The following is a 23,610-nucleotide window of genomic DNA, read 5'->3' on the forward strand; positions in this document are numbered from 1 at the left end:
GCCTGGGGCGAGACTCAGTACATGGTGGTCTGCGAGATCAACTGGTAGACCGGGAGCAGGAACACGGCCACCACGAAGATGAAGAAGACGCCGGCGATCGAGATCATCAGCGGCTTGAGGATCTCGGCCAGGGAGTCGACGGTGTGATGCAGCCGGCGGCGGTACTCGACGGCGAGATAGTCGAGCTGCTCGTCGAGGTTGCCCGACTGCTCGCCGACGCTCACCAGACGGATCATCAGCCGCGGGAAGACGCCGGTGGCCTGGAGTTCGTCGCTGAGCCGGCTGCCGTTGCGGATGCCCTCGCGTACCCGCTGCAGGTGGCCGCGATAGTGCGGGTTGCGCATCGCCTCCTCGAGCACCGCCAGCGCCTCGCTGAGGTTGACCCCGGCGCGGATCAGCAGGCTCAGGTATTCGGTCATGAAGGCCAGCGCCGAGTCGCGGATCAGCCGCCCCGAGATCGGCAACCGCCACAGCAGCGCGTAGAGCCGCTGGCGCAGCCAGGTGGTGCGGGTGATGAGCAGGATGGCCAGCGCCAGGCCCGCGAGCAGCGCCCAGAACCAGTCCTCGATCAGCCGCTGCAGCCAGCCGGCGACCGCCATCGCCTTGATCGTCAGTGGTGGCAGATGGGCGTTCATCTGCAGGAACATCTGCTGGATGTTGGGCAGCACGTAGTCGATCCAGAACAGCGCCGCGAGCAGCACCACCAGGGTGACGAAGACCGGATAGATCAGCGCCTTCTGCACGTCCTGGCGGATGCCGCGCACCCGGTTGAGGTGCGCCGCGCCGTCGAGCAGCACCCGGTCGAGGTTGCCCGACTGCTCGCCGATGGCGATCAGCGACAGCACGGTGCCGGGGATGATCTCGCGATGGCGCTCCATCACCGCGCTCAGCGCGCTGCCGCCGCTGACCCCGATATGGAGTTCGTTGATCACCCGCGCCATCGGGCTGCGTCGGTTCTCCTCGCGCAGCTCGACCAGCGCCTGGTCGATCGGCAGGCCGCAGCGCAGCATCACCCCGAGGTTGTGGAGGAACTCGGCGAGCACCTCGGTGGGCACCGGGCGGCGGGTCAGGCCGATCATCAGGTCGATCAGCCCGCTGGCCGGCCCGGGCAGGCGCCACAGCCGCAGCACGGTGTCGTCGTGACGCTGCTCGATCATCGCGCGCGCGGTCAGGGTGTCGCTGAACTGGAACTTCTCCAGCCGCCATCCGGGGCGGCCGAGGTCGTCGGCATAGCGATAGAGGAAATAATGCATGGCGCGACTCAGGGTGAGGGACAGCTCAGCCGGTACCGGGTCGGCGGATCGACCACCCCGCTCGCGGCCAGACCCTGCGCGGACTGGAAGGCGCGCAGCGCCGCCAGGGTCGAGCTGCCCATGATGCCGTCGACGGCGTCGGGCGCGAGGTGGCCGAGCGCGGCGAGCCGCTCCTGGAGCAGGCGCGCGGCGTGCGAGCGCTCGCCGAAGGTCGGCTGGGTGGCGGCGATCGCGGTGCGATAGAAGGACAGCCGCTCGCCCTCGCCGAGATCGAGCGCGGGCCGTCCCTGACAGTTCTCGGTGATCGTCTCGCGGCTGCGCCAGGCGACCCACATCGCCCCGTCGTCAGGCTCATCGGTGGCGCCGTCGTCGAGACCGAACAGCCTCGGGTAGGCGGCCATCAGGGTCGCGAGGTCGGCGCCCGTCGCGCCGGCGCCGGCGGGCGCGCTCGGCGGTGCGCCGCTGTCGGCGGGGCTGGTCGGAGGTTCGCGCATGCTCATTGGGGCGTCGGCGTCGGCGTCGGCGTCGGCCGTCGGTCTCGCGTCGGTCGAGGCGCCCTGTTGCGCCGTCGCCTCGGTGTCTGCGCTGGGCTGGTGCGCGCCGAGCGCCGCGAGCTGTGTCTCCAGCCAGGGACGGAGTTGTTGCTGACGGCTCCAGCCGAGGCTGACGAGCGCGGCGAGCAGCAGTGTCAGCAGCAGCGCGAGACGCCAGCGCGGGGCGCTGGTGCGGTGCGTCGGCAGGGTCCGCAGCCCGGTATCGGCCTCGGCGACGGCCAGCCGCATCAGTCGTTGGTCGATGCGCAGACGCGGCTGGTGGAGCAGACCGTAGAGACAGCGATCCATGATCAGGTTGATGCGTCTGGGCAGACCACCGCTGGCCCGGTGCAGCAGGCGCAGCGCCGCGCGATCGAGACCGATGCGCTGGGCCGCGCCGGCCTGATCGAGCCGATTGAGCACATAGCCCCGGGTCTCGGCGCGGCTGAGCGGGGCGAGATGGACGTGCAGGGTGATGCGGCTGTTGAGCGGTCGCATCTCGAAGCGCCCGAGCAGGCCGAGGATCTCGGGCTGGGCGACCAGTACCACCTGCACCAGCTTGGTGTCGCTGGTCTCGAGGTTGGAGAGCTGGCGCACCAGCTCGAGGGTCGCGGCGTCGAGGTTCTGGGCGTCGTCGAGGATCAGCACGCAGTTGCGTCCGGCCGCCTGCTCGGCGCGGAAGAAGTGGTGCAGGGCCTCGAAGTAGGGCTGGATACCGAGCTGCGGCGGCGGCAGCTCGGCGAGCCCGAAGCCGCGGTGGATCGCGGCGATCAGCTCGCGCTCCTGGGGGACGCCGTGGAGGATCAGCGCGACCCGCTCGCCGGCGGCCTCGAGCTCGCGCATCAGCCGCCGCATCAGCGTGGTCTTGCCGATCCCGACCTCGCCGGTGACCAGCATGAAGCCCTTGCGTCGCTCGATCAGGTGCAGCAGCTCGCGATAGCCCTGATAGGTCCGCCGGCTGGGGAAGAAGCGGGTCTCGGTCGGCGTCACCGGGAAGGGGTCGCGACTCAGTCCCAGCTCGTCGAGATAGGGCGGTGCCCCGCCGGGGACGGTATCGCGCTCAGTGGCTGTAGGCATCGTGGTGCTGTCTGACATCGGGGTTGTTCGGGTGGCGGCTGTAGAGACGCGCGACCCGCTGTCTCGCCTCGGCGAGCGCGCCCTCGCGCCAGTCGATGGCGGCGAGGTTGAGGTTGGCCTCGAGGTCGTCGGCGTCGTAGCCGAGCACCTCCTGGTAGGCCTGACGCGCGGCCTCCAGCTCGCCGCGGCGCAGCTGCAGGAAGGCGCGCATGCGCACCACCGCCAGGCTGTCCGGGCCGATCATCGCCTCGGCCTGGGCGAGCAGCTGGTCGGCCTCGTCGAGCCGATCGGCCGCGCAGGCGCGCGCGAAGTCGGCGGCGATCTGGCGCATCGCCAGCAGCGCCGGATCGGGCGCGTCGAACAGCGGTGACTCGATCGTCCCGCTGTCCGGCGTCGGCACGGGGTCGGTCGCCGGCGTCTGCTCGGGCGCCGCCGGGGGCGCGGGGGACGGTCCGCGCGGCGCGTGCGTCTCCGTCGATGGTGCCGGTACCGGGGTCGCGATTGCCAGTGACGGCGGTGGCTCGGGGCCTGTCGGTTGGCTGCCGGCCAGTGGCCACAGCAGTACGCCGGCGCCGACCAGCGCTCCGCCGGCGATGCCGAGCGGCCAGCCGTGTCGGCGCCGTGCGGTATCGCCCAGGGCGCTCAGGTGCGGGGCCTCGCGTGCGCGCAGACTGGTGAAGATCAGGCTCACAGCAGGGTGACGCGCAGCGCGATGACCAGCTCGCGGGCGGTGGTGGAGTGACCGCGCCCGCCGAACAGATACTCGACCCCGGGGATCTCGGTGAACGGCGGGATGCCGTCCTTCGAGCGGCTGCCGGTCTCGCTGATCATGCCGCCGAGGATCACCAGATCGCCGTCGCGCATGTTCAGCGAGGTGGTCATGCCCTTGAAGCTGACCTTGGGCAGCGAGATCGACTGGTCGTTGCCGATGTCGACGGGGTCGGTGCTGCCCGGCTCGACCTGGGTCTGCATCGGGTTGATCACCAGGCTGATGGTGCCGTCGTCGGCGATGAAGGGGATGACCCCGAGCAGCACGCCGTCGAAGACGTTGCCGGTCTTGGTCTCCCAGGTGCTCTCGGGGTTGTCGGCGGTGCCCAGCGAGGTGCGCGAGACCTCCTTGAGGAAGCTCGAGTTGCTGCCGACGCTGACCAGTGCCGGCTGGGTGTTCTTGACCCGCAGCGAGGGGTTGGAGAGCACGTGGACGTTGCCGAAGGTGCGCAGCAGGTTGACCGCGACGCTGTAGTTGTCGTTGCCGGCGACCAGTCCCAGCCCCGGGTTGCCGCTGTCGCCGATGCTGGTGCCGGGGATGGTGATGGCGCGTCCGATGCCGCCCTCGTTGGGCAGGGCCGAGTCGATCGAGCCGAGCCCGATGGCCTCGGGGCCGTAGAGCGCGGCGATGTTGCTCTCGAGCTGCGACCAGTTGACGCCGAAGCGGAACTTGTCGCTGAGTTCGACATCGATCAGCTGCGCCTCGATCAGCACCTGACGCTGCATCACCCGCTTGTAGCGCGAGATGAGGTCGTCGATGGCCTCGAGCTGTGAGGGGCGGGCGCGGACGAAGAGCACCCCGGTGTTGCGGTTGAGGGTGTAGTTCGACCCCTGGGCGGTGGCCGGGTCGACGACGCCGGGGGTGGTGCCGAGGATCACCCCGAGCATCGCCTCGATCTGGTCGTAGGGGTCGGCGGTGTTGGTATTGCGCCCGTCGAGCTGGAAGCTGCTGGTGATCCCCGAGGAGCCGCTGCTGCCGCTGTTGCTGCTGCTGCCGATGTCGTTCATGGCGCTGGCGCCGAAGACGTCGCCGCCGGCGTTGAAGCTGGCCGTCGAGACGGTCTGCAGGAAGCCGAGGTGGAACACCCGGCTCTCGTGCTCGTAGACCTCGATCAAGCGGTCGTTGACCCGCGCCGACATGTCGATCTTGTCGAGCACCACCTGCAGCACCTTGGAGGCGGGCATGTCGCGCAGCTCCAGGGTGAGATAGCGCGGCTGGCTGCCGAGCGAGTCGGGCAGCGCCAGGCTGAGCTCGGCCTGGCGCGCCACCGCCTGGAGGATGCTGCGCGCGTCGGTGTCCTCGACCACCAGGGTCACGCGGATGGCGTCGAGCGGGTTGTAGCGCGGTGCGATCGGTTGCGGCGGCGGAGCGACCGAGCGCTCCTCGACCCGCTCCTGCAGCGCACGCTGCAAGGTGCTGAGCTTGCGCGACTCGGCCACCAGGCGCTCCTGCAGTGCGCGCTGGGACTCCTCGTCGATGTCGACGGTGCGGTCGAGGTCGACCTTGGCCGGCCCGGAGCAGCCGGTGAGGAGGATGAGCGCGAGGGCGATCAGGGGCGCCGTGTTGTTGATCATGTGCATGGTTTTCCAGGGCAGAACGATTCGTTGCGGGGTCTCTTGGACCGGGTCAGCGACGCCCCACCGTCAGCAGCTCGCCGGCCAGCCGGTCGAAGCCGATCGCGATCACGGTGTCGTCATAGTGTTCGGTCGTCGGGGTGCCGGGGGCGGCGAAGCAGCGCGAGTTGATGGTCAGCGGGGTGTGCGGGCCGTCGAACAGATCACCGTCGAGGTCGGCGTCGCGCGTCCCGGCGCTGAGCACCAGGAAGGCGACGTTGGGCCGCTTGTTGCCGACACAGTCGAGCGTGCCCAGCGGGCCGTCGTCACCGGTCAGGTAGGGGTTGGTGTCGTCGCGCGGCTGGGCGGCGGCGAGGCGCAGTGCGCGCAGGAAGGCGCCGCGTCCGGCATAGGGGCCGTCGCCGGGGAGCATGCGCGGGGCGGCGTCCTGTTGCCACGACGGCGGCTGGGCGCTGGTCAGGTCGACCGCGCCACTGCGATAGACGGCGTAACGCAGTCGGGTGTAGAGCCGGGTCTCATCGGCGCTGGGGGCATCCAGCCCGAGGGTGCGGAAGGGGACATGGCCGAGCCGGTTGGCGGAGACGTCGCCGCAACCGAGCTCGCCCGCGCCCTCGCGCCCGTCGGGGTCGAGCCCTGCGCCGATGTTGCCATCGGCGCAGGGCAGGCGGTGATAGCGCCGCGCGTATTCAAGCACGGCGTCGAAGACCTCGCGCTGCAGCGCGGCGAGCGCCTGGGCGTCGCTGCCGTCGCGCGGATAGCTCGGCAGCGAGGCGCGCCCGACGCTGATCGCCACCAGCAGACCGGTGATCACCAGCACGAAGGCCATCTCCAGGGTGGAGAGACCGCGGTTGCGGTGCGGGCTAGTCATGGTCCCGGCTCCGTAGCGAGGAGAGATCGACCACCGGGCGGTTGAGCTGTGGGGCCAGGGATTCGAGCTCGCTGGTGTACTGGCGCAGCCGCGCGATGTCGGCCTGCTCGCCGCGGGCCGCCTCGCGTTGGATCAGTCCGTTGAGCTCGACCATGCGCTCGGAGGTGCGCAGTATCCCGGCCAGCGCCGCGAGGTCGAGCACGCTGTCGCGCCCCCGCTCGCGCAGACCGTCGTCGAGCGCCTCGATCATCCCGGCGAGCTCGCCGAGCGCCGGGGGCTCGCCCGAGAGTCCGCGCTGACTGTAGGCGATGAGTTCGTCGCGCAGCCTCGCCACCCGTGTCTCGGTGTCATCGTCCGGCGTTGCGGGGCGCGCGGTGGCAGGCGGTGTGCTCGTCGTCGTGCTCGGCTGTCCGATCGCCGGGTCGGCCGCGAGACTGGCCGCCTGTTGCTGGGTCTGCTGTGCCTGGCGCCCGGCGTCGCTGAGCGCGCGATAGCGCGCCATCAGCGCCTCGAGCTGCGGCGGCGCGTCCTCGGGCAGGGGCGGCGGCGGGGGTGGTTCGGGGATCCGCCTCACCACCGTCTCGGGCGCGCGCGGCGGCACCACCGCGATCGCCGGTGGCGGTGCGCGATGGAGCGCCTCGAGCGCCTCGAGGTCGCGCGGTGGGGTGAAGATCCACCACAGCGCGAGGCCGGTGGCCACACCGAGCACGATCGCCAGTGCCAGTCGGGACCACTGATAGGTACTGTTCATGCGCGCCCCCGGATCGGGCGGCGCGGTGGCCGGTCGATCATCGCACCTCCGCGTCCGGCGCGATCGCCGGGCGGGTCAGCATCTCCTCGGCCAGGCGCAGCTCGATGCGCCGGCGCTGGCCGTCGCGATCGAGCCACACCGCCGCCGACTCGATGGCGACGAGCCGCACCCGCGCGTCGACCGCCTCGCCCGGGGCGAGCAGCCGGCCATTGACCAGTGCATGGCTGTTGTGTCGCGCGGCGTAGATCAGCCCGACCTCGTAGTCCAGCCACCAGGGCTCGACATCCTCGGGCAGTGGCGGCGTCATGGTGCGGCTGGCGGGGCGTGCGGTGGTCTCGCTCGTCAGTAGCCTGGAGCGCTCGCTGGTGCCCGCGGCGGCGAGGGTGGCGCTGTCGCCGAGCCGTGGCGCCGGGGGCTGCGATCGCGACCCCGGGCTCGCCAGCAGGGCTTGCGTGGTCGCCGCCGGGGGCGGGGTCAGGCCGGTTGCGGCGAGCCGCGCCTCGAGTTGCTCGAGCAGTCGCAGGTGTGCGGCGAGTTCACGCTCCATGCGCGCGAGCTGCTGCGCCGAGCCGCGCTGGATGAACGCCTGGCGCGAGTGGTCGAGGTGCGGCACGATCGCCGCCACCAGCGCGGCGCCGATCAGCCCGATGAAGACTCGGGTGGTGGGCTTGTTCATGGTCGTGCCCCCGTTGTCGCCGGCGTGTCGTCGCTGTCCTCTCCGCGCGCGCCGCGCCAGATCGCGGCGAGGCTGAAGGTGTTCTCGCCGCTGTTGCCGGCCTGGATCGTCTGGTCGACGACCCGATAGCCACGCTGGCCGAGCGCCTCGACCAGGTGACGCTCCTTCTCCATGGTCGGGTAGAAGGCCGCGCTGCTTCCGGTGAGCACCACCATCGCCACGCCGTCCTCGACCACCACCGAGAGCTCCTGCAGTGCCAGCCCCTCGGGGAGGCTGCGCTGGACATCGCGGACCAGCCGCGGCAGCGGCGGGACGCGATCGCGCAGCGACTGCAGCTCGAGCAGCGCGAGCACGTCGGCGGCCTGCTCGGCGGTGGCGATCGAGCCCTGGTGGGTGCGCTGCAGTCGCGCCTCGACCTCGTCGAGGTCGGCGACGGCGATGCGCTGCTCGGCGAGCCGTTGCTCGAGCGTCCGCGCCTGTTCGCTCCAGCGCGTCCCCTGCCAGGCGAGCGCCGCGGCCAGCACCAGGAAGCTCAGCCCCATCCACGGCAGCAGCGACAGCAGCAACAGTTGCGCGCGCTGCGCCGGGGTGGCATCGGCGATCGCCTCGCTGCTGGTCTCGAGCAGCGCCGGCAGCGCGCTCTGGAAGTCGGGGTCGTGATCGATGGTGCAGGCGGCGCCCAGGCGGCCCCAGTCCATCCCCGGGAAGCGTCGCTGCAGCGCGTCGAGCAGCCGCGTCCCGGTCTCCTCGGTGAATTCGCCGTGACCGATCAGGGTGGCGTGGGGAGGCAGCGGATAGGCGCGACCGAAGCCCTGGTCGTTGAGCTGGCGATAGAGCCGCTCGGCGACCAGGGTCGGGTCGGAGCCGGCGAGCACCGGCATGCGCTCGGCGAGCATCGCCTGTTTGTCGATCACCACCATGAAGCTGATGTCGTCGGGCTGGAGCAGCACCAGCAGATGGCTCGCGCGCCCGCGTCTCAGCGCCCAGGCGAGCATCGCCGCGCCCAGCGGGATCAGCACCTGATGCTGGTCGCTGGTCTTGACGCGTTTCTGGTAGCGGGTCCAGACATCGAGCGGCACCACGGTGTAGAACACCCGGTAGGCATCGCGCAGACGGGTGCGCTGATGGACGATCACCCGCGAATAGGCGTCGATCTCGCCTTGATCTCGCAGGCGCTTCTCGATGATCGGTGCGATGTCGGCGACCCGGCTGTTGACCAGCATCACCCCGAAGGCGGCGCCCTGGTAGTCGGTGAGCAGCCACAGCGGGGCGGTCGGCGGGGCGTCGAGGTCGAGTGGCTGTGCCCGATCGCCGGCGATGCGCAGTGCGCGGCCACCGAGATCGATTGCCTTGGTCCAGTTGATGACGGCGGACTCCTGGTCGGGGTTAGCGGGAGTAGTAGGTGCCGAGCAGGGTGAACTGCAGCGCCTGGGGGCCGTCGTCGTCCTGATCCTGGGTGAACAGCCCCGGCTCGCCACCATTGGCGCGGATACTCAGCGCGTCGGTGATGAAGAAGCCGTCGGCGTCGGGCGCGGTGCTCAGCAGATAGGCGTCGACCTGCTGGCGTGAGAGCATCCGGCTCTCTACCCGCAACTGGCGCTCGCTCCAGTCGGCGCGGCGCAGTGACTGCGCCTCGATCATCGGGCGCCAGCGCTCGAAGCCGGCAGCCGCCTGCGTCCAGCGCTCCAGCGTGGCCAGTCCGCCGGCGGCGCTGGAGAGTGTCTGGCTTGCGCTCTGGTAATCGTATCTGGCCTGTTGCAGTCGCTGCTGGGCGTCGCTCGCGTACCAGGAGCCGGCTGCCAGCAGCAGGGCCGCGCCGAGGGTGAAGGCGGCCTGGGTGGTGCCGTTGATCGAGCCGCGGATCATTGGTCCATCCGCCAGTGCGCGGTCAGCAGCATCACCGCATCCTCGTCACGGTTCTCGCCGATGTCCTCGGCGGTGGCGTTGAGGCCGCTGTCACGACGGAAGGTGTTGTTGCCGCCCCATTCGTAGCCGGGCTCGCGGACATTGGTCTGGGCATGGTTGCTCAGGGTGGTCTGCTCGCGGAAGCGGCCCTCGCGCGCGTCCGGCGCGCCGTCGATCATCTGGTCGAGGCTGCGCGCCAGATCCGGGGTGAGCCCGCGCAGCACCATCACGTTGCCCGAGCCGCTGGCGGTGGTGTCGGGGTTCCACTGGAAGCAGATCTGCAGCTCCACCGGGTTGCCGTTGCTGTCGGTGTAGAGATAGCGGTCCTCCTGCCCCTCGGCGCGTCCGGCCGGCATGGCGATGCCGGCGCGCTCCATCAGGTGGTGGAGGTTCTGCTCGGAGAGTGCGGCGGGGTCGCCGAGCCCGACCGAGTTGGCCGGGTAGCCCTGCCCATGACACAGCCGCTGGCCGGTGCGGCTGTAGTTGGCGGGGATACCGGCGACCTGGCCGTAGCGGTTGTTGAGTCGGGCGTCGGCGCCGCTGACCATGTAGGTCGGGGCGATCTGGCTGTCGCCGACCACCACGCCGGTGCGCTGGAAGTGGATGTCGTAGGCGCGCTTCCAGCCGCTGACGAACTGGAAGATGCGTTTCGACTGGGCCTCGCGGACGATGTCCTTGGAGATGGCGATGCCGCCGAGGATCATGCCGATGACCACCAGCACCACGGTCAGCTCGACCAGGGTGAAGCCGCCCTGTGCGCGACGGGCGGCGGGGGTGCGCTGCTGCATTGCGTTACTCCACCGAGGTACGCCGGGACGCGTCACTGGTTCATCTTGTAGTGGGCGACCAGGGTCATGATCTGGTCTTCGTCTTTGCGTGCCCCTTCTTCGGTTGCGCTGGGCGCTCCTTCGGCGCTATAGCCGTAGGTGTTGTTACCCTGCCATTCCTTGCTCGGAGTGCGATCCGTGGCGCAGCCAGTAAGCCCTTCTTGACGAAAGACGCCTTCACAGGCATCGGCCTGGCCGTCGATCATCTGATCGAGCGCACGCGCCAGGTCCGGGGTCAGCCCGGAGATCACCATGACGTTGCCGGAGGGGACGTCCTGGCCCGGCGCATTCCATTGGAAGCACACCCGTAGTTCCTGCGGGTTGCCGTTGGTGTCGAGATAGACGTAGCGATCCTCGAAGCCCTCGGCACGACCGGGTGGGAGCTGGATGCCGTGGCGCAGCATCTCTTGAAATAGCGAGCTGGTGACGGTCTCCGTATTGGCGTCGCTGATTTGCGCGGTTCCATTGCAAATCGGTCCAGGGCTGCTGGCGCTGGACATGTTCTCGCCGGAAATGATGGTGCCCGAGGCGGGGTCGGTATTGTACTTGGCGCCATTGACCATATAGCGCGGCGCGGTCTGGTCGTCGCCGACCACCACCCCGGTGCGCGAGTAGTGGTTGTTGTAGGCCGAGACCCACTGGTCGACGAACTTCTGCTTGATCTTCACGTACTCGGCGCTGCGCTGCATGTCGCGCCCGATGGATACGGCGCCGAGGATCAGCCCGATCACCACCAGCACCAGCGACATCTCCACCAGGGTGAAGCCGCGCATCGAGGATCTGGAACCCGACATCTTCGTTCTCGCTGTCGTTATCGTTGTTGGGAATGGCCGGGGAGACCCGGTCCGGCATCCTTCGGACGGTGCGTCAGTCGTCCGGCAGTAGATGACGTGTACCCGCTGCGGTGACGAGCGGGGCCTTCCTGGCGCTGAGTCGCACGTCTGGCGAGAGACGGGCATGAGGCATGGGAGCGTGGGCTGGGAATGACCCGGCAGGGGAGAACGACGAAGGGTCGTCTGTCTGATTCCGGCGTGCGTGCATCACGTCATCCTGTGGCAAGGATCTGATTGCCCTCGCTCTCTTTGTCGGCAAGCAACGGGTCAGGGCCTCGACCCCGCAAGGTCGTGAGCCATGTCTCGAGCGGAGGCGCATGACCCCGCCGCGCTGGCCGCGGCCAGCTGGTTGCGCGTCCGAGTATAGCTAAGTCAAAAATGTTTTATCGTGCACGATTCGTGCCTGTGTGGCGGGGTGATTCCCGTTCTTCGTGCGGCACTCGAACAGGGCCTCGCAGAGGGGCGCTTAACGTCCGATCGGCGCCGAATGTTAGAATATCGGCCCAGTATTCAGCTTCAGGAGCAACCCAATCGATGGCAGGTCATAGTAAGTGGGCCAATATCAAGCATCGCAAGGCCGCGCAGGACAAGCGTCGCGGCAAGATCTGGACCAAACTGATCCGCGAGGTCACGGTCGCGGCGCGTGAGGGGGGCGGTGATCCGGCGGCCAACCCGCGGCTGCGTCTGGCGATGGACAAGGCCTTCGGCGCCAACATGCCGCGCGACACCGTCGAGCGTGCGATCAAGCGCGGCGCCGGCGGCACCGAGGGCGACAACTACGAGGAGATCCGCTACGAGGGCTATGGCCCGGGCGGCGTGGCGGTGATGGTCGACTGCATGTCCGACAACCGCAACCGCACCGCCTCCGAGGTCCGTCACGCCTTCACCAAGCACGGCGGCAACCTCGGCACCGACGGCTCGGTGGCCTATCTGTTCACCAAGCAGGGGATCATCAGCTTCCAGCCCGGGAGCGACGAGGATGCGGTGATGGAGGCGGCCATCGAGGCCGGCGCCGATGACGTGGTCACCAACGACGACACCTCGCTCGACGTGATCACCACCCCCGAGGCCTTCTCCGAGGTCAAGGATGCGCTGATCGCCGCCGGTTTCGACACCGAGGCCGCCGAGGTCACCTTCAACGCCTCGACCTCCGCCGAACTCGACCGCGACACCGCCGAGAAGCTGTTGAAGATGATCGACGCGCTCGAGGACCTCGACGACGTCCAGGAGGTCTATCACAACGCCGACATCGCCGACGAGATCATGGCGGCGCTCGATGCCTGATCCGGCACGCGTCCGGGGGCGCTGACGCGATGGCCCGTGCCCCCCGCTCGGCCCCGCCACGCCTGGCGCACCGTATCCTCGGTATCGATCCGGGCTCGCGCTTCACCGGCTACGGCATCATCGACACCGACGGTCATCACAGCCGCCGCGTGGCCAGTGGCTGTATCCGCGTCGACAAGGCCCCCTGGCCGGACCGGCTGCGGCTGATCTTCGACGAGGTCGAGCAGCTGGTGCTCGATCACCGTCCGCACGAGCTGGCCGTCGAGCAGCTGATCTTCGCCCGTGACCCCAGCGCCGCGCTCAAGCTCGGTCAGGCGCGCGGTGCTGCGCTGTGCGCGGCGCTGCGCGGCGAGCTGTCGGTGCACGAATACAGCCCCAAGTCGGTCAAGCTGGCGGTGGTCGGCACCGGCGGGGCGCAGAAGTCGCAGGTCCAGCACATGGTGCAGATCCTGCTGACCATGGACACCCCGCCCGGCGAGGACGAGGCCGACGCGCTCGCCATCGCGCTCTGTCACGCCCACTCGATGGGCATCCCCGGGCGCAAGCGCATGGCCGCCTCCTGGCGCGACTGGAGACCCTGAACCCATGATCGGACGTTTGCGTGGACAGCTGGTCCACAAGCAGCCGCCTCGGCTGATGCTCGACGTCGGTGGCGTCGGCTATGAACTCGAGGCGCCGATGTCGACCTTCTACGAGCTGCCGGCGGTGGGCGAGACGGTCACCCTGATCACCCATCTGGCGGTGCGCGAGGACGCCCAGGTGCTCTACGGCTTCATCCGCGAGTCGGACCGTGCACTGTTTCGCAACCTGCTCAAGGTCACCGGGGTGGGCGCGCGGATGGCGCTGGCGATCCTCTCGGGGATGGACGCGGCGCGCTTCGCCCAGTGTGTCGAGTACGAGGACGTCGCCGCCCTCACCAAACTCCCCGGGATCGGCAAGAAGACCGCCCAGCGCCTGGTGGTGGAGATGCGCGATCGGCTCGAGGCGACCCTCACCCCGGCCCTCGCCGGGGCTGCGGGCGAGAGCGCTCCCGGTACCGACCAGGCGCTCGCCGATGCGGTCAGCGCCCTGGTCGCGCTCGGCTTCCGTCCGGCCGATGCGACGCGCATGGCGCGCGCCGCCGACGACGGCGCCAAGACCTCCGAGGAGATCATCCGCCTGGCATTGCGATCGGTGAATCCGGCCTGATCTAAGGGGGCATCGTCGATCGGGTGCGGTCAACGCGCCCGATCCCATCGTCGCTCGTCGCGACGACGACCAGGGATGCGCGAGGCCCCCGGATGAGCCAGGACCTGACCGCCGAGCTGTGCGCCAGCGTGACTGCGGCGATCGCCGCCACCACGCCGCTGTGTCTGCGTGGCGGCGGCACCAAGGACTTTCTCGGTCGGCGCTGTGCGGGCCGTCCGCTCGCGCTCGCCGGGCATCGCGGCATCCTCGACCACCAGCCGCGCGAACTCACCCTCACCGCCCGCGCCGGCACCCCGCTGCGTGAGATCGAGACGGCGCTCGCCGAGGCCGGGCAGTGTTTCCCCTTCGAGCCGCCGCACTTCGGCCCCGGCGCCACCCTCGGCGGCACCATCGCCTGTGGCCTCTCGGGCCCGGCGCGCCCCCATGCCGGGGCGGCGCGCGATCTGGTGCTCGGCGCGCGGGTGCTCACCGGGCGCGGCGAGGTGCTGCGCTTCGGCGGCGCGGTGATGAAGAACGTCGCCGGTTACGACATCGCCCGGCTGATGACCGGCGCCTTCGGCACCCTCGGCATCCTCCTCGACATCAGCCTCAAGGTGCTGCCGCGCCCCGAGGCGGTGCGCACCCAGGTGCTCGACTGCGACGGTGACGAGGCGCTCGCCCGGCTGCGCGCGCTGGCGCGTCGGCCGTTGCCGCTGAGCGCGAGCTGTCACGACGGCGAGCGGCTGTGGCTGCGACTCTCCGGGGCCGAGCGCGCGCTCGCGCCCGCCGCCGCCGGGATCGGTGGCGAGCGCGTCGAGCCGGAGCGGGCCGAGGACTTCTGGGACACGCTGATCCGCGAGCAGCGCCACCCCTTCTTCACCGCGCCGGGCGCGCCGCTGTGGCGGCTCTCGCTGCCGCCGCACGCCCCGGCGCTGGCGCTCGACGCCCCCCAGCTGATCGAGTGGGGTGGGGCGCAGCGCTGGCTGCGCGCGGCCCACCCCGCGGAGGTGGTGCGCGCCGAGGCCGCGCGGCTCGGCGGGCACGCGACCTGTTTCCGCGGCGGCGAGGCGATGCGCTCCCCCTTCACCCCGTTGTCGCCGCCGCTGCTCGCCCTGCATCGCAACCTCAAGCAGGCCTTCGATCCCCACGGCATCCTCAATCCGGGGCGCTTCCATGCCGAGTTCTAGCGGGGCGCCGCCGCCTTGACCCGGAGTCCGCATGCGTACCGATCTGCTCCCCGAGCTGCTCGACACCGCCGCCGGTCGCGAGGCCGACGCCATCCTTCGCGCCTGCGTCCACTGCGGCTTCTGTACCGCCACCTGTCCGACCTATCAGCTGCTCGGCGACGAGCTCGACGGGCCGCGCGGGCGCATCTATCAGATCAAGCGGGTGATGGAGGGCGCGCCGGCCACCGCCGTGGTGCAGCGCCATCTCGATCGCTGTCTCGGCTGTCGCGCCTGCGAGCGCACCTGTCCCTCGGGGGTGCGTTATGCGCGGCTGGCCGAGATCGGGCGGGGACTGGTCGCCGCCCAGGTGCGCCGTCCCTGGCGCCAGCGTCTGCTGCGGCGGGCGTTGGTGCTCGGTCTCTCGGGGGCGGGGCGGGTGCGCGCGCTGCTCGCCCTCGGGCGGCTGGCGCGCCCGTTGTTGCCGGCGCGACTGGCCGCGCGGATCCCGCCGCGGGTCGCGCCGGGTGCGGCGCCGGCCTCGCGCGGCCTGGGGCGGCGGATGCTGGTGCTCGATGGTTGCGTGCAGGGGGGCGCGACCCCGCGCACCAACGCCGCCGCGGCGCGGGTGTTCGCGCGTCTCGGCATCGAGCTGGTGCGTGCGCCCGCGGCGGGCTGTTGCGGTGCGCTGGCGTATCATCTCGACGATCAGGCCGGCGGGCGGGCGCGGATGCGCCGGGCGATCGACGCCTGGTGGCCGGAGATCGAGGCCGGCTGCGAGGCGATCCTGGTGACCGCCAGCGGTTGTGCGAGCATGGTGCGCGAGTACGGTGAGGCGTTGGCCGACGACCCGGACTATGCCGGGCGGGCGGCGCGGGTCGCCGCGCTCGCCCGCGACCCGGCCGAGGTGCTCGCCGCCGCCGACCTGACCGCGTTGGGTCGGCCCGGTGCCGGGCGGCGGGTGGCCTATCACGCGCCCTGCAGCCAACAGCACGTGCTGCGGCTCGACGGCGTGGTCGAGGGCGTGCTCGAGCGTCTCGGCTTCACCGTCACCGCGGTGCCCGAGGCGCACCTGTGCTGCGGTTCGGCCGGGACCTATTCGATCACCCAGCCGGTGCTCTCGCGCCGCCTGCTGGAGAACAAGCTCGGCGCCCTGGAGGGCGGCCGGCCCGCGCTCATCGCCACCGCCAACGTCGGCTGCCAGCTCCAGCTCGCCGCCGGCGCCTCGGTGGCGGTGGTGCACTGGCTGGAGCTGCTCGACCCGGCGCCCCCCGAGGAGACCCCTGAGAGATGACAGAGCGGATTGGATTCATCGGCCTCGGCCTGATGGGTGCGCCGATGGCGCTGAACCTGTTGCGCGCCGGTCACCGGCTGGCGGTGTATGCGCGTCGCGAGACGGCGCTGGCGCCGTTGCGCGAGGCCGGCGCCGAGGTCTGTGCGAGCCCGGCGGCGCTGGCGCGCGCGGTCGACGTGGTGTTCACCATCGTCTCCGACACCGAGGATGTCGAGCAGGTACTGCTCGGCCCCGACGGGGTGATCGAGGGGGCGCGACCGGGGAGCGTGGTGGTCGACATGAGCACCATCTCGGCCTCGGCCACCCGCGCCATCGCCGCGCGGCTGGCCGGGCGCGGGGTGGCGATGCTCGACGCCCCGGTCTCGGGGGGCGACGTCGGCGCGCGCGAGGGGCGGCTGTCGATCATGGTCGGCGGCGACCCGGAGGTGTTCGCGCGGGTGCGCCCGCTGTTCGAGGTGCTGGGCACCAACATCGTCCATATCGGCGAGCATGGCGCCGGACAGGTGTGCAAGGCGTGCAATCAGGTGGTGGTCGGCGGCACCATCGCCGCGGTGGCCGAGGCGCTGCTGCTGGCGCGTGCCTCGGGGGTGGACGCGGCGCGGGTGCGCGAGGCGCTGCTCGGCGGCTTCGCCGCCAGTCGGGTGCTCGAGCTGCACGGCCAGCGCATGCTCGATGGCGACTACCGGCCCGGCTTCAAGGCGCGGCTGCACCGCAAGGACATGCGTCTGGTCGAGGAGGGGGCGCGCGAGCAGGGGCTCGAGCTGCCGCTGGCCGCACAGGTCGCCGCCCATCTCGAGACGCTGCTCGCCGCCGACGGCGGTGAGCTCGACTCGGCGGCGATCCTCAGCGCCCTGGAGCGGATGCAGCAGGGCGCTGGCTGAGTTCGGGGCCGGGGCGGCGCCCCGGCTGTGGGATCATTCGAAGGTGACGAAGCCGTCGATGGCGGTGATATAGGTGGCCACCACCCCGTCGCCCGGGGCGACGCTATCGAGCAGCGCCTGGTCCTCGACGGTGAACACCAGGGTGCGGTTGGGGCCGCGCACGGTGACGGTCGCGGCCTCGCGGTCGACCGCCTCGATCTTGCCGTAGAGGGTGAGGGTGTCGACGATGGCGCCGGCAGGCTTGGCGCCCGGGTCGCGCGCCACCTCGCGCTCCTTGGTCATGCCGACGGTGCCGGCGTCCGAGCCCTTCTGCAGGTCGATCAGCACCGCCTCGGTCTTGCTGACGTTGAGGGTGTTGCCGATCTTGACCTCGTCGAGCCGGGTCACCTCGTCGGGGACGTGGAGCACCACGAACTCGCCCTCGGGGGTGCGGATGGTGAGCATGCGCTTGTCGAGATTGACCACCTCGACGGTGCCGGTCAGCTCGGTGGTGACCGCGGCGCCGGTCACCGGCACGTCGCGCAGCTCGGCCAGCGCGACCGGAGAGAGGCCGGCGGAGGCGAGTGCAATGGCCGAGGCGAGGGTCAGGCTGGCGGGTCTGATCTTCATCGTGAAGCGATCTCCTTTGGTGTCGGTGAGCATGATCCGGGCGCTGTGTCCCCATGTCCCGGGTGCAGTGCAAGGATTGGTGCGAAACCTCGTCGACGCAAGGGTGGTCGGCATCGGGCGGTCCCCGCCTCTTGCCGCCAGGGCACGCCCTGGGCGGTCTCAAGAGGGGCCGGGCGCTGCTTCCTTAACGATCGTTAATCTTGTCGCAAGGCGCTGGCAAGGCGACCCTGGCGATACTCATCGTCGAACCATCCAGTCTCGTCGGTGAGGTCCCGGTACCTGTTACGGGACGGGCCGGCAGCGGTATTGAGGAGGAGTCGACAGGTATGCGTGCAATCAGCGATCCACAGGTCCCGATCAGACGCGGTGCGCTCGCCGTGGCCTTGAGCATGGCGCTGCTCGGTGGTGGTGGTGCGACGACGCTCACCGTGACGCCGGCGCTGGCCGGCCCCGCCGCCGTGCAGGGCCTGCCGAGCTTTGCCGATGTCGCCGAGCGGGTGGTCCCGGCGGTGGTCAACGTCACCGTGGTCGCCGAAACCGGCACGCGGCTGCAGGGGCTGCCGCAGTGGCCCGAGGAGATGCCGGTGCCGGAGTTCTTCCGGCGCTTCTTCGAGTCCCCCGGGCTCGCCCAGCCGCGCCGGGTGCGCGGTCAGGGCTCGGGTTTCCTGATCGACCCCGAGGGTCATATCGTCACCAACAATCATGTCATCGACGGTGCCACCGAGGTCACCGTGGTGCTCAACGACGGCAGCAGCCACGAGGCCCGGGTGGTGGGGCGCGACGACAAGACCGATCTGGCGCTGCTCAAGATCGAGACCGACGGGCCGCTGCCCCATGTCGAGCTGGGCGATTCGGCGCAGGCGCGCGTCGGCGACTGGGTGCTGGCGGTGGGCAACCCCTTCGGGCTCGGCGGCTCGGTCAATGCCGGGATCATCTCGGCGCGCGGGCGTGATATCCACTCCGGCCCCTATGACGACTATCTGCAGATCGACGCGGCGATCAACCGCGGCAACTCCGGCGGTCCGCTGTTCGATGCCGGCGGCCGGGTGATCGGGGTCAACACCGCGATCTACTCGCCCTCCGGGGGCAACGTCGGCATCGGCTTCGCCATCCCCGCCGAGATGGTGCGTCGAGTGGTCGAGGATCTGCGTGACAAGGGTCATGTCGAGCGCGGCTGGCTCGGGGTGCGGATCCAGGCGGTGACCCCGGAGTTGGCCGCCGCGCTCGGGCGCGCGGCGGACGATGGCGTGCTGGTGGCCGAGGTGCTCGACGGTACGCCGGCGGCGGCGAGCGCGCTGCGCGCCGGCGACCTGATCCTCAGCGCCGGCGGTACGCCGATCACGGACTATCGCGACCTGCCCCGGCTGGTGGCGGCGACCCCGGCGGGCAGCACCCTAGAACTGGAGGTGTGGCGCGAGGGGCGCCGCCAGCGCCTCGATGTCGAGATCGGGCGGATGCCCGCCTCGAACCCGCAGGTGGCCGCGGCCGCGCCGGGCGCGCCGCTCGAACTCGAGCACCTGGGGCTGCGGGTCCGGGCACTGAGCCCGGAGCTGCGCGCCGAGCTCGGCATCGGCCCCGAGCGTGCCGGGGTGGTGGTGAGCGAGGTGGTGCCGGGAGGACCTGCGGCGCGTGCCGGGGTGCGACCCGGGGCCTTGATCTCGATGTTCGGCAACGCGCCGGTCGACTCGCCGGCGGCGCTGCGCGCGGCCCTGGAGACTGCGCTCGAGGCCGGACGCAAGTCGGTGGTGGTGCGCCTCGAGCGCGACGGTGCGGCGCTGTTCGTCGCCCTGCCGGTGGCCGACTGAGCGGCGGGCGCGGGGATGCGGATCCTGCTGATCGAGGATGATGCGCAGATGGCCGATTATCTGCGCAAGGCGCTGGGCGAGATCGGCGCCCTGGTCGACCATGCCGATGATGGTCGCGAGGGGTTGCTGCAGGCGGCCGGCGGCGGCTATGACGCGCTGATCGTCGATCGCATGCTCCCCGGGCTCGACGGACTGGCGATCGTGCGCACCCTGCGCGCCGCCGACGATCACACCCCGGCGCTGATCCTCAGCGCCCTCGGTGAGGTCGACGACCGCGTCGAGGGGCTGCGCGCCGGCGGCGATGACTATCTGACCAAGCCCTTTGCCTTCTCCGAGCTGCACGCCCGGCTCGAGGCGCTGTTGCGGCGCGGTGGCGGCGAGGCGCCGGAGACGCGGCTGCGGGTGGGCGATCTGGAGATGGACCTGCTCGCGCGCGAGGTGACCCGTGGCGGACGCGCGATCGTGCTGCAGCCGCGCGAGTTCCGCCTGCTCGAGTACCTGCTGCGCCATGCCGGTCAGGTGGTGACCCGGACCATGCTGCTCGAGCATGTCTGGGACTATCACTTCGACCCCCAGACCAATGTCATCGACGTCCATGTCAGCCGGCTGCGGGCGAAGATCGACAAGGACTTCCCGACCCCGTTGCTGCACACGGTGCGCGGCGCCGGCTACATGATCCGCGCCGCATGAGCCCGATGCGTCTGGCGCAGGCGACCTGGTCGCGGGCGCGGCGCCGGGTCGGGCGTATCCTCCACAGCTCGATCTTTCGCCTCGCGCTGCTCCACGTCCTGCTCGCCTGCGCCTCGGCGGCGATCCTGCTCGGCTTCATCTACTGGTCGACGGCCGGGTACATGGACCGCCAGACCGACGCCACCATCGCCGCCGAGGTGCGGGGGCTGGCCGAGCAGTACCGCCAGCGCGGGCTGGCCGGTCTGCGCACACTGATCGAGGAGCGCATCCGTCGCGATCCCAGCGGGGCGAGCGTCTATCTGCTGGTCGATGCCCGGCGCCAGTGGATCCTCGGTAACCTCGACCGCTGGCCGGCCGACACCCCGGATGAGTCGGGCTGGGTGCGCTTCCGGCTGCGCGAGCGCGGTCCCGATGATGTCGGTGCGGCGCACGCCGCGCGGGCGCGGGTGTTCCGGCTGCGCGGCGGGCTGCGGCTGCTGGTCGGGCGCGACATCCGCGAGCTGGAGGCGACGCGCACCCTGATCGAGCGGGCGCTCTACTGGGGGGTGGCGATGACCGCCGCGCTGGCGCTGCTCGGCGGCTGGCTGATGAGCGCCGGGGTGGTGCGCCGGCTCGAGGCGATCAACCACACCAGTCGCGAGATCATGGCCGGCGATCTGGCCCGGCGCATCCCGCTCGGCGGCAGCGACGACGATTTCGATCAGCTCGCGCGCAACCTCAACCAGATGCTCGATCGTATCGAGGGGCTGATGGCCGGGGTGCGGCAGGTCTCGGACAACATCGCCCACGACCTGCGCACCCCGCTGACCCGGCTGCGCACCCGGCTGGAGCTGCTCGCCGCCGCGCTCGACGACCCCGAGGCGGCGCGGGCGCTGGCCGAGACCGCGATCGCCGACGCCGACGAGCTGCTGGCGACCTTCAATGCGCTGTTGCGCATCGCCCGGATCGAGTCGGGCGGACGCCGCGCGGCCTTCGCCCCGGTGGCGCTGGCGGCGCTGCTGGAGGATCTGCGCGAGCTCTACGAGCCGGTGGCCGCCGAGCGCGGTCAGCGCCTGACCCTGGAGATCGCCGCCCCGGCGACGCTCGCCGGCGATCGTGACCTGCTGTTCCAGGCGCTCGCCAATCTGGTCGACAACGCCATCAAGTACGGTCCGCCCGAGGGCGCCATCGTGATCCGTCTCGACACCCGCGATGGCGCCCCCTGCATCGGTGTCGCCGACGACGGGCCGGGCATCCCGGAGGCGCTGCGCGAGGCGGTGTTCCGCCGCTTCTTCCGCGCCGACGACAGCCGCTCGACCCCGGGCAGCGGGCTGGGGCTGAGTCTGGTGCGGGCGGTGGCCGAGCTGCATCGGGCGCGGGTGGTGCTCGAGGACAACCGGCCCGGGCTGCGCGCGCTGCTGTACTTCGCCGCGCCGCCCCAGGGTTAGTGGATCAGCGCCCGGTTCCAGGGACGACCGAGGAACAGATAGAGGGCGTCGTTGCCGCCGTCGGCATAGCCGTAGCCGAGATAGAGCGGGCCGATCGGGGTGTCGGCGCCGAGAAACAGGCTGCTGCCCAGACGCAGGCTGTCGGCGCCGATGTCGCCGCGCCGCGCCCAGGTGTTGCCGACCTCGAGCGAGGCGCCGGCATAGGTCGGCACCAGCCCGGTGTCGAAGGCGTGGAGATAGATCGCGCGCGCCAGCCCGAGGTTGGCCCCGGAGAGTTCGAGCTGGTTGAAGCCGGAGAGGTTGAGGAAGCCGCCGAGCCGGTAGTAGGCGTGCAGCGGGGTCTCGCCGCCGAAGTTGCCGGCCAGGGTCAGCGCGGTGATCAGGCGGTGACGACCGCGCCCCAGGGCGTGCACCAGCTCGATCCCGGCCTGGTCGTAGTTGCTGGTGGCGCCGAGTGCGGTGCGCGAGTGTTCGCCGAAGGCGCTCGCGGCCCAGCCGCTGGCGGGGAAGTTGGCGCTGTCGAGGGTGTCGATGTCGAACCTGAACTCGAGTGCGCCGACGTCGAAGTTGTAGCCGCCGAAGCCGGGATCGCCGACGCGCAGGTCGGCGTCGCCGCGATAGTGGGCGTAGCCGAGCGCGATCCGGCCCCAGTCGCCGAGATTGCGCCCGAGCTTGACGTTGGCGCCGAACCGGTTGAGCTGGTACTCGGCGAGCGGCGCGTCCTGGGCGCTGGGGTCGAACAGGGTCAGGCTCTCGGAGAGATAGCCGACGCCCAGCCCGGCGAACCAGCGCTCGGCGGGGTCGAGCGGCAGATAGAGGTTGGAGAGGATGCCCGGCTCCTCGCCGAGCCGGATCTCGGTGCGCCACTCGCCGTTGAGATCGGTGAGCGGGGCCTTGGTATAGGCCGCGCCGAGGTTGAAGCGGGAGTTGCCGCCTCCGCTCGAACTCAGCTCCAGCCCGCCCTGCAGCGAGCTGGTGCCCCAGCGCTTCTCGCGCGCGCTGATGTGCAGCGCGGCGCGCTCGTCGTCGCCCGGTTCGGGCTCGATGCGGTAGCGCACCGTCTCGAACACGTCCTGGTCGTAGACCCGCTCGATCTGTTCGGCGAGCGTCTCGGGGTCGAACCGCTCGCCGGGGGTGACCTGGATGCGCCGGGCGAGCACGGCGTCGTCGAGCCCGGAGTCGTTGTCGATGCCGAGCCGAGTGATCACTGGCGCCTGGTAGTCGGCGCGGCGGTGGGCTTGGCGGTAGGCGGCATAGCGCGCCGCGGGCAGGGCGAGGGCGTCGAGCGGCGCCCCGGTGGCGCGCGCGGCCTGCTCGCCGATGGCGATCGCCTCGAGCATCTTGTCGAAGTCGCTGGCCAGCACCCGGCGCCCGAGCGGCGGGGTGAGCAGCAGGTCGCGCGGGCCCAGGGTGGCGATCTCGGCCTGGGTGTTGCGCCAGGTCACCAGGCTGGCGACCTGATCGAGCATCTCCAGCACGTCGGTGATCGACTCGCGATCGCGGCGCGGGCCACCGATGTCGACGGCAATGACGATCTCGGCGCCCATCTCGCGCACCACCCCGATCGGCAGGTTCATCGCCAGCCCGCCGTCGACCAGCAGTCGCTCGCCGATCTCGACCGGGGCGAACACCGCGGGGACGGCCATGCTGGCGCGGATCGCGGTGGCCAGATCACCGCCGCCGAGCACCACCGCCTCGCCGCTGACGACATCGGTGGCGATGGCGCGGAAGGGGATGCGCAGACGGTCGAAGTCGTGAATCGCGGTGGCCGGCAGGGTATACTCGCGCAGCGCCAGTTCCAGCCGCTGGCCCTGGATCAGCGCCGGTACCAGGTTGACCCGCCCGGCCTCCTCGTCGACCCCGGGGCGGCTCTTGATCAGAAAGCTCCGGTCCTCGAGCTTGCGCTGCATCCGTCGCGTGGCACGGGCCGGCTCGTCCTGAAAGATCGCCGTCCAGTCGATGTCCTCGATCGTCCGCTCGATCTCGTCGGGCGACATCCCCATGGCATAGAGTCCACCGACGACCGCGCCCATCGAGGTGCCGGCGATGTAGTCGATGGGGATGCGGCGGCGTTCGAGCTCGCGCAGCACGCCGACATGGGCGGCGCCGCGCGCGCCGCCGCCGGAGAGCGCCAGGCCGATCGCCGGTCGTGTCTCGGCGAGCGCCGGGGCGGCGAGGCCCAGCAGGGTCAGCAGGATGGCGACGGTGGTGCGCACGCGGGGCT

The 23,610-nt window shown here is 70.9% G+C and carries 22 protein-coding genes; 9 read left to right on the plus strand and 13 right to left on the minus strand.

The features are described from left to right. Nucleotides 1-14: 14 nt before the first annotated feature. Genes EBL85_RS01895 through EBL85_RS01945 form a run of 11 tightly spaced genes read right to left on the minus strand, consistent with a single transcriptional unit; the run spans nt 15 to nt 11,006 of the window. Entirely contained in the window at nt 15-1,253 is a 1,239-nt protein-coding gene (locus tag EBL85_RS01895; RefSeq protein WP_123142022.1) for a type II secretion system F family protein, read from the minus strand. An 8-nt stretch (nt 1,254-1,261) separates the two neighbouring features. Continuing rightward, nucleotides 1,262-2,863, minus strand: a complete 1,602-nt coding sequence (locus tag EBL85_RS01900) for an ExeA family protein (protein WP_190288025.1) — start codon at nt 2,861-2,863, stop codon at nt 1,262-1,264. Further along, on the minus strand, nt 2,847-3,554 hold the full coding sequence (locus tag EBL85_RS01905; RefSeq protein WP_123142024.1) for a tetratricopeptide repeat protein: 708 nt from the start codon (nt 3,552-3,554) through the stop codon (nt 2,847-2,849). The genes EBL85_RS01900 and EBL85_RS01905 overlap by 17 nt, the downstream gene beginning before the upstream one ends. Further along, the gene (gene mshL / locus EBL85_RS01910; protein WP_190287895.1) at nt 3,551-5,206 is read right to left on the minus strand and encodes a pilus (MSHA type) biogenesis protein MshL; all 1,656 of its coding nucleotides are present in this window, start codon (nt 5,204-5,206) and stop codon (nt 3,551-3,553) included. The genes EBL85_RS01905 and mshL overlap by 4 nt, the downstream gene beginning before the upstream one ends. Nucleotides 5,207-5,258: 52 nt before the next feature. Further along, nucleotides 5,259-6,074 (minus strand): Tfp pilus assembly protein FimT/FimU, encoded by an 816-nt coding sequence (locus tag EBL85_RS01915; protein WP_132228610.1) that lies wholly within the window; start codon nt 6,072-6,074, stop codon nt 5,259-5,261. Next, the gene (locus tag EBL85_RS01920) at nt 6,067-6,825 is read right to left on the minus strand and encodes a hypothetical protein (RefSeq protein WP_123142025.1); all 759 of its coding nucleotides are present in this window, start codon (nt 6,823-6,825) and stop codon (nt 6,067-6,069) included. Before EBL85_RS01920 ends, EBL85_RS01915 begins: the two co-directional genes overlap by 8 nt. Before the next feature lie 37 nt (nt 6,826-6,862). Continuing rightward, nucleotides 6,863-7,501 carry a hypothetical protein gene (locus EBL85_RS01925; protein WP_123142026.1) on the minus strand — a complete coding sequence of 213 codons (639 nt, stop codon included), beginning with the start codon at nt 7,499-7,501 and terminating at the stop codon, nt 6,863-6,865. Further along, nucleotides 7,498-8,982: a hypothetical protein gene (locus tag EBL85_RS01930; protein ID WP_148040506.1), complete on the minus strand. Its 1,485-nt coding sequence runs from the start codon at nt 8,980-8,982 to the stop codon at nt 7,498-7,500. The genes EBL85_RS01925 and EBL85_RS01930 overlap by 4 nt, the downstream gene beginning before the upstream one ends. Then, a complete protein-coding gene (locus EBL85_RS01935; RefSeq protein WP_123139990.1) occupies nt 8,888-9,367 on the minus strand; it encodes a hypothetical protein in 480 nt (159 codons plus the stop codon). Before EBL85_RS01935 ends, EBL85_RS01930 begins: the two co-directional genes overlap by 95 nt. Then, the gene (locus EBL85_RS01940; protein ID WP_123139989.1) at nt 9,364-10,194 is read right to left on the minus strand and encodes a prepilin-type N-terminal cleavage/methylation domain-containing protein; all 831 of its coding nucleotides are present in this window, start codon (nt 10,192-10,194) and stop codon (nt 9,364-9,366) included. The genes EBL85_RS01935 and EBL85_RS01940 overlap by 4 nt, the downstream gene beginning before the upstream one ends. A 32-nt stretch (nt 10,195-10,226) precedes the next feature. After that, nucleotides 10,227-11,006: a type II secretion system protein gene (locus EBL85_RS01945; RefSeq protein ID WP_255419358.1), complete on the minus strand. Its 780-nt coding sequence runs from the start codon at nt 11,004-11,006 to the stop codon at nt 10,227-10,229. A gap of 594 nt (nt 11,007-11,600) precedes the next feature. On the opposite strand from EBL85_RS01945, the gene EBL85_RS01950 reads away from it, so the two are divergent. The 6 genes from EBL85_RS01950 to EBL85_RS01975 all read left to right on the plus strand — a co-directional run bounded on the left by EBL85_RS01950 (nt 11,601) and on the right by EBL85_RS01975 (nt 16,855). Then, on the plus strand, nt 11,601-12,350 hold the full coding sequence (locus tag EBL85_RS01950; RefSeq protein ID WP_123139987.1) for a YebC/PmpR family DNA-binding transcriptional regulator: 750 nt from the start codon (nt 11,601-11,603) through the stop codon (nt 12,348-12,350). 29 nt (nt 12,351-12,379) lie between these two features. After that, complete coding sequence (gene ruvC, locus EBL85_RS01955) at nt 12,380-12,931, plus strand: crossover junction endodeoxyribonuclease RuvC (protein WP_123139986.1); 552 nt, start codon at nt 12,380-12,382, stop codon at nt 12,929-12,931. Between the two features lie 4 nt (nt 12,932-12,935). Further along, entirely contained in the window at nt 12,936-13,538 is a 603-nt protein-coding gene (gene ruvA, locus EBL85_RS01960; protein ID WP_123142029.1) for a Holliday junction branch migration protein RuvA, read from the plus strand. Nucleotides 13,539-13,630: 92 nt separating this feature from the next. Then, the gene (gene glcE / locus EBL85_RS01965) at nt 13,631-14,704 is read left to right on the plus strand and encodes a glycolate oxidase subunit GlcE (protein ID WP_123142030.1); all 1,074 of its coding nucleotides are present in this window, start codon (nt 13,631-13,633) and stop codon (nt 14,702-14,704) included. A gap of 31 nt (nt 14,705-14,735) precedes the next feature. Continuing rightward, a complete protein-coding gene (glcF, locus tag EBL85_RS01970; RefSeq protein WP_123142031.1) occupies nt 14,736-15,974 on the plus strand; it encodes a glycolate oxidase subunit GlcF in 1,239 nt (412 codons plus the stop codon). Continuing rightward, the gene (locus EBL85_RS01975) at nt 15,971-16,855 is read left to right on the plus strand and encodes an NAD(P)-dependent oxidoreductase (RefSeq protein ID WP_123142032.1); all 885 of its coding nucleotides are present in this window, start codon (nt 15,971-15,973) and stop codon (nt 16,853-16,855) included. The genes glcF and EBL85_RS01975 overlap by 4 nt, the downstream gene beginning before the upstream one ends. Nucleotides 16,856-16,888: 33 nt before the next feature. On the opposite strand, the gene EBL85_RS01980 is transcribed toward EBL85_RS01975, so the two are convergent. Further along, entirely contained in the window at nt 16,889-17,464 is a 576-nt protein-coding gene (locus EBL85_RS01980; protein ID WP_005221183.1) for a copper-binding protein, read from the minus strand. A 326-nt stretch (nt 17,465-17,790) separates the two neighbouring features. On the opposite strand from EBL85_RS01980, the gene EBL85_RS01985 reads away from it, so the two are divergent. From EBL85_RS01985 to EBL85_RS01995, 3 genes are read left to right on the plus strand one after another with little or no spacing between them, the layout of a single operon-like run. Continuing rightward, nucleotides 17,791-19,269, plus strand: coding sequence for a Do family serine endopeptidase (locus tag EBL85_RS01985; RefSeq protein ID WP_123142033.1), 1,479 nt, complete (start codon nt 17,791-17,793; stop codon nt 19,267-19,269). 15 nt (nt 19,270-19,284) lie between these two features. Continuing rightward, complete coding sequence (locus EBL85_RS01990) at nt 19,285-19,959, plus strand: response regulator transcription factor (RefSeq protein ID WP_062272425.1); 675 nt, start codon at nt 19,285-19,287, stop codon at nt 19,957-19,959. Next, nucleotides 19,956-21,386, plus strand: a complete 1,431-nt coding sequence (locus EBL85_RS01995; RefSeq protein ID WP_338086182.1) for a HAMP domain-containing sensor histidine kinase — start codon at nt 19,956-19,958, stop codon at nt 21,384-21,386. Before EBL85_RS01990 ends, EBL85_RS01995 begins: the two co-directional genes overlap by 4 nt. On the opposite strand, the gene EBL85_RS02000 is transcribed toward EBL85_RS01995, so the two are convergent. Then, nucleotides 21,383-23,602, minus strand: coding sequence for a patatin-like phospholipase family protein (locus EBL85_RS02000; RefSeq protein WP_123139979.1), 2,220 nt, complete (start codon nt 23,600-23,602; stop codon nt 21,383-21,385). The genes EBL85_RS01995 and EBL85_RS02000 overlap by 4 nt on opposite strands. Between the last annotated feature and the right edge of the window lie 8 nt (nt 23,603-23,610).

This window comes from Marichromatium sp. AB32 (assembly GCF_003718675.1).
Lineage (GTDB): Bacteria > Pseudomonadota > Gammaproteobacteria > Chromatiales > Chromatiaceae > Marichromatium > Marichromatium gracile.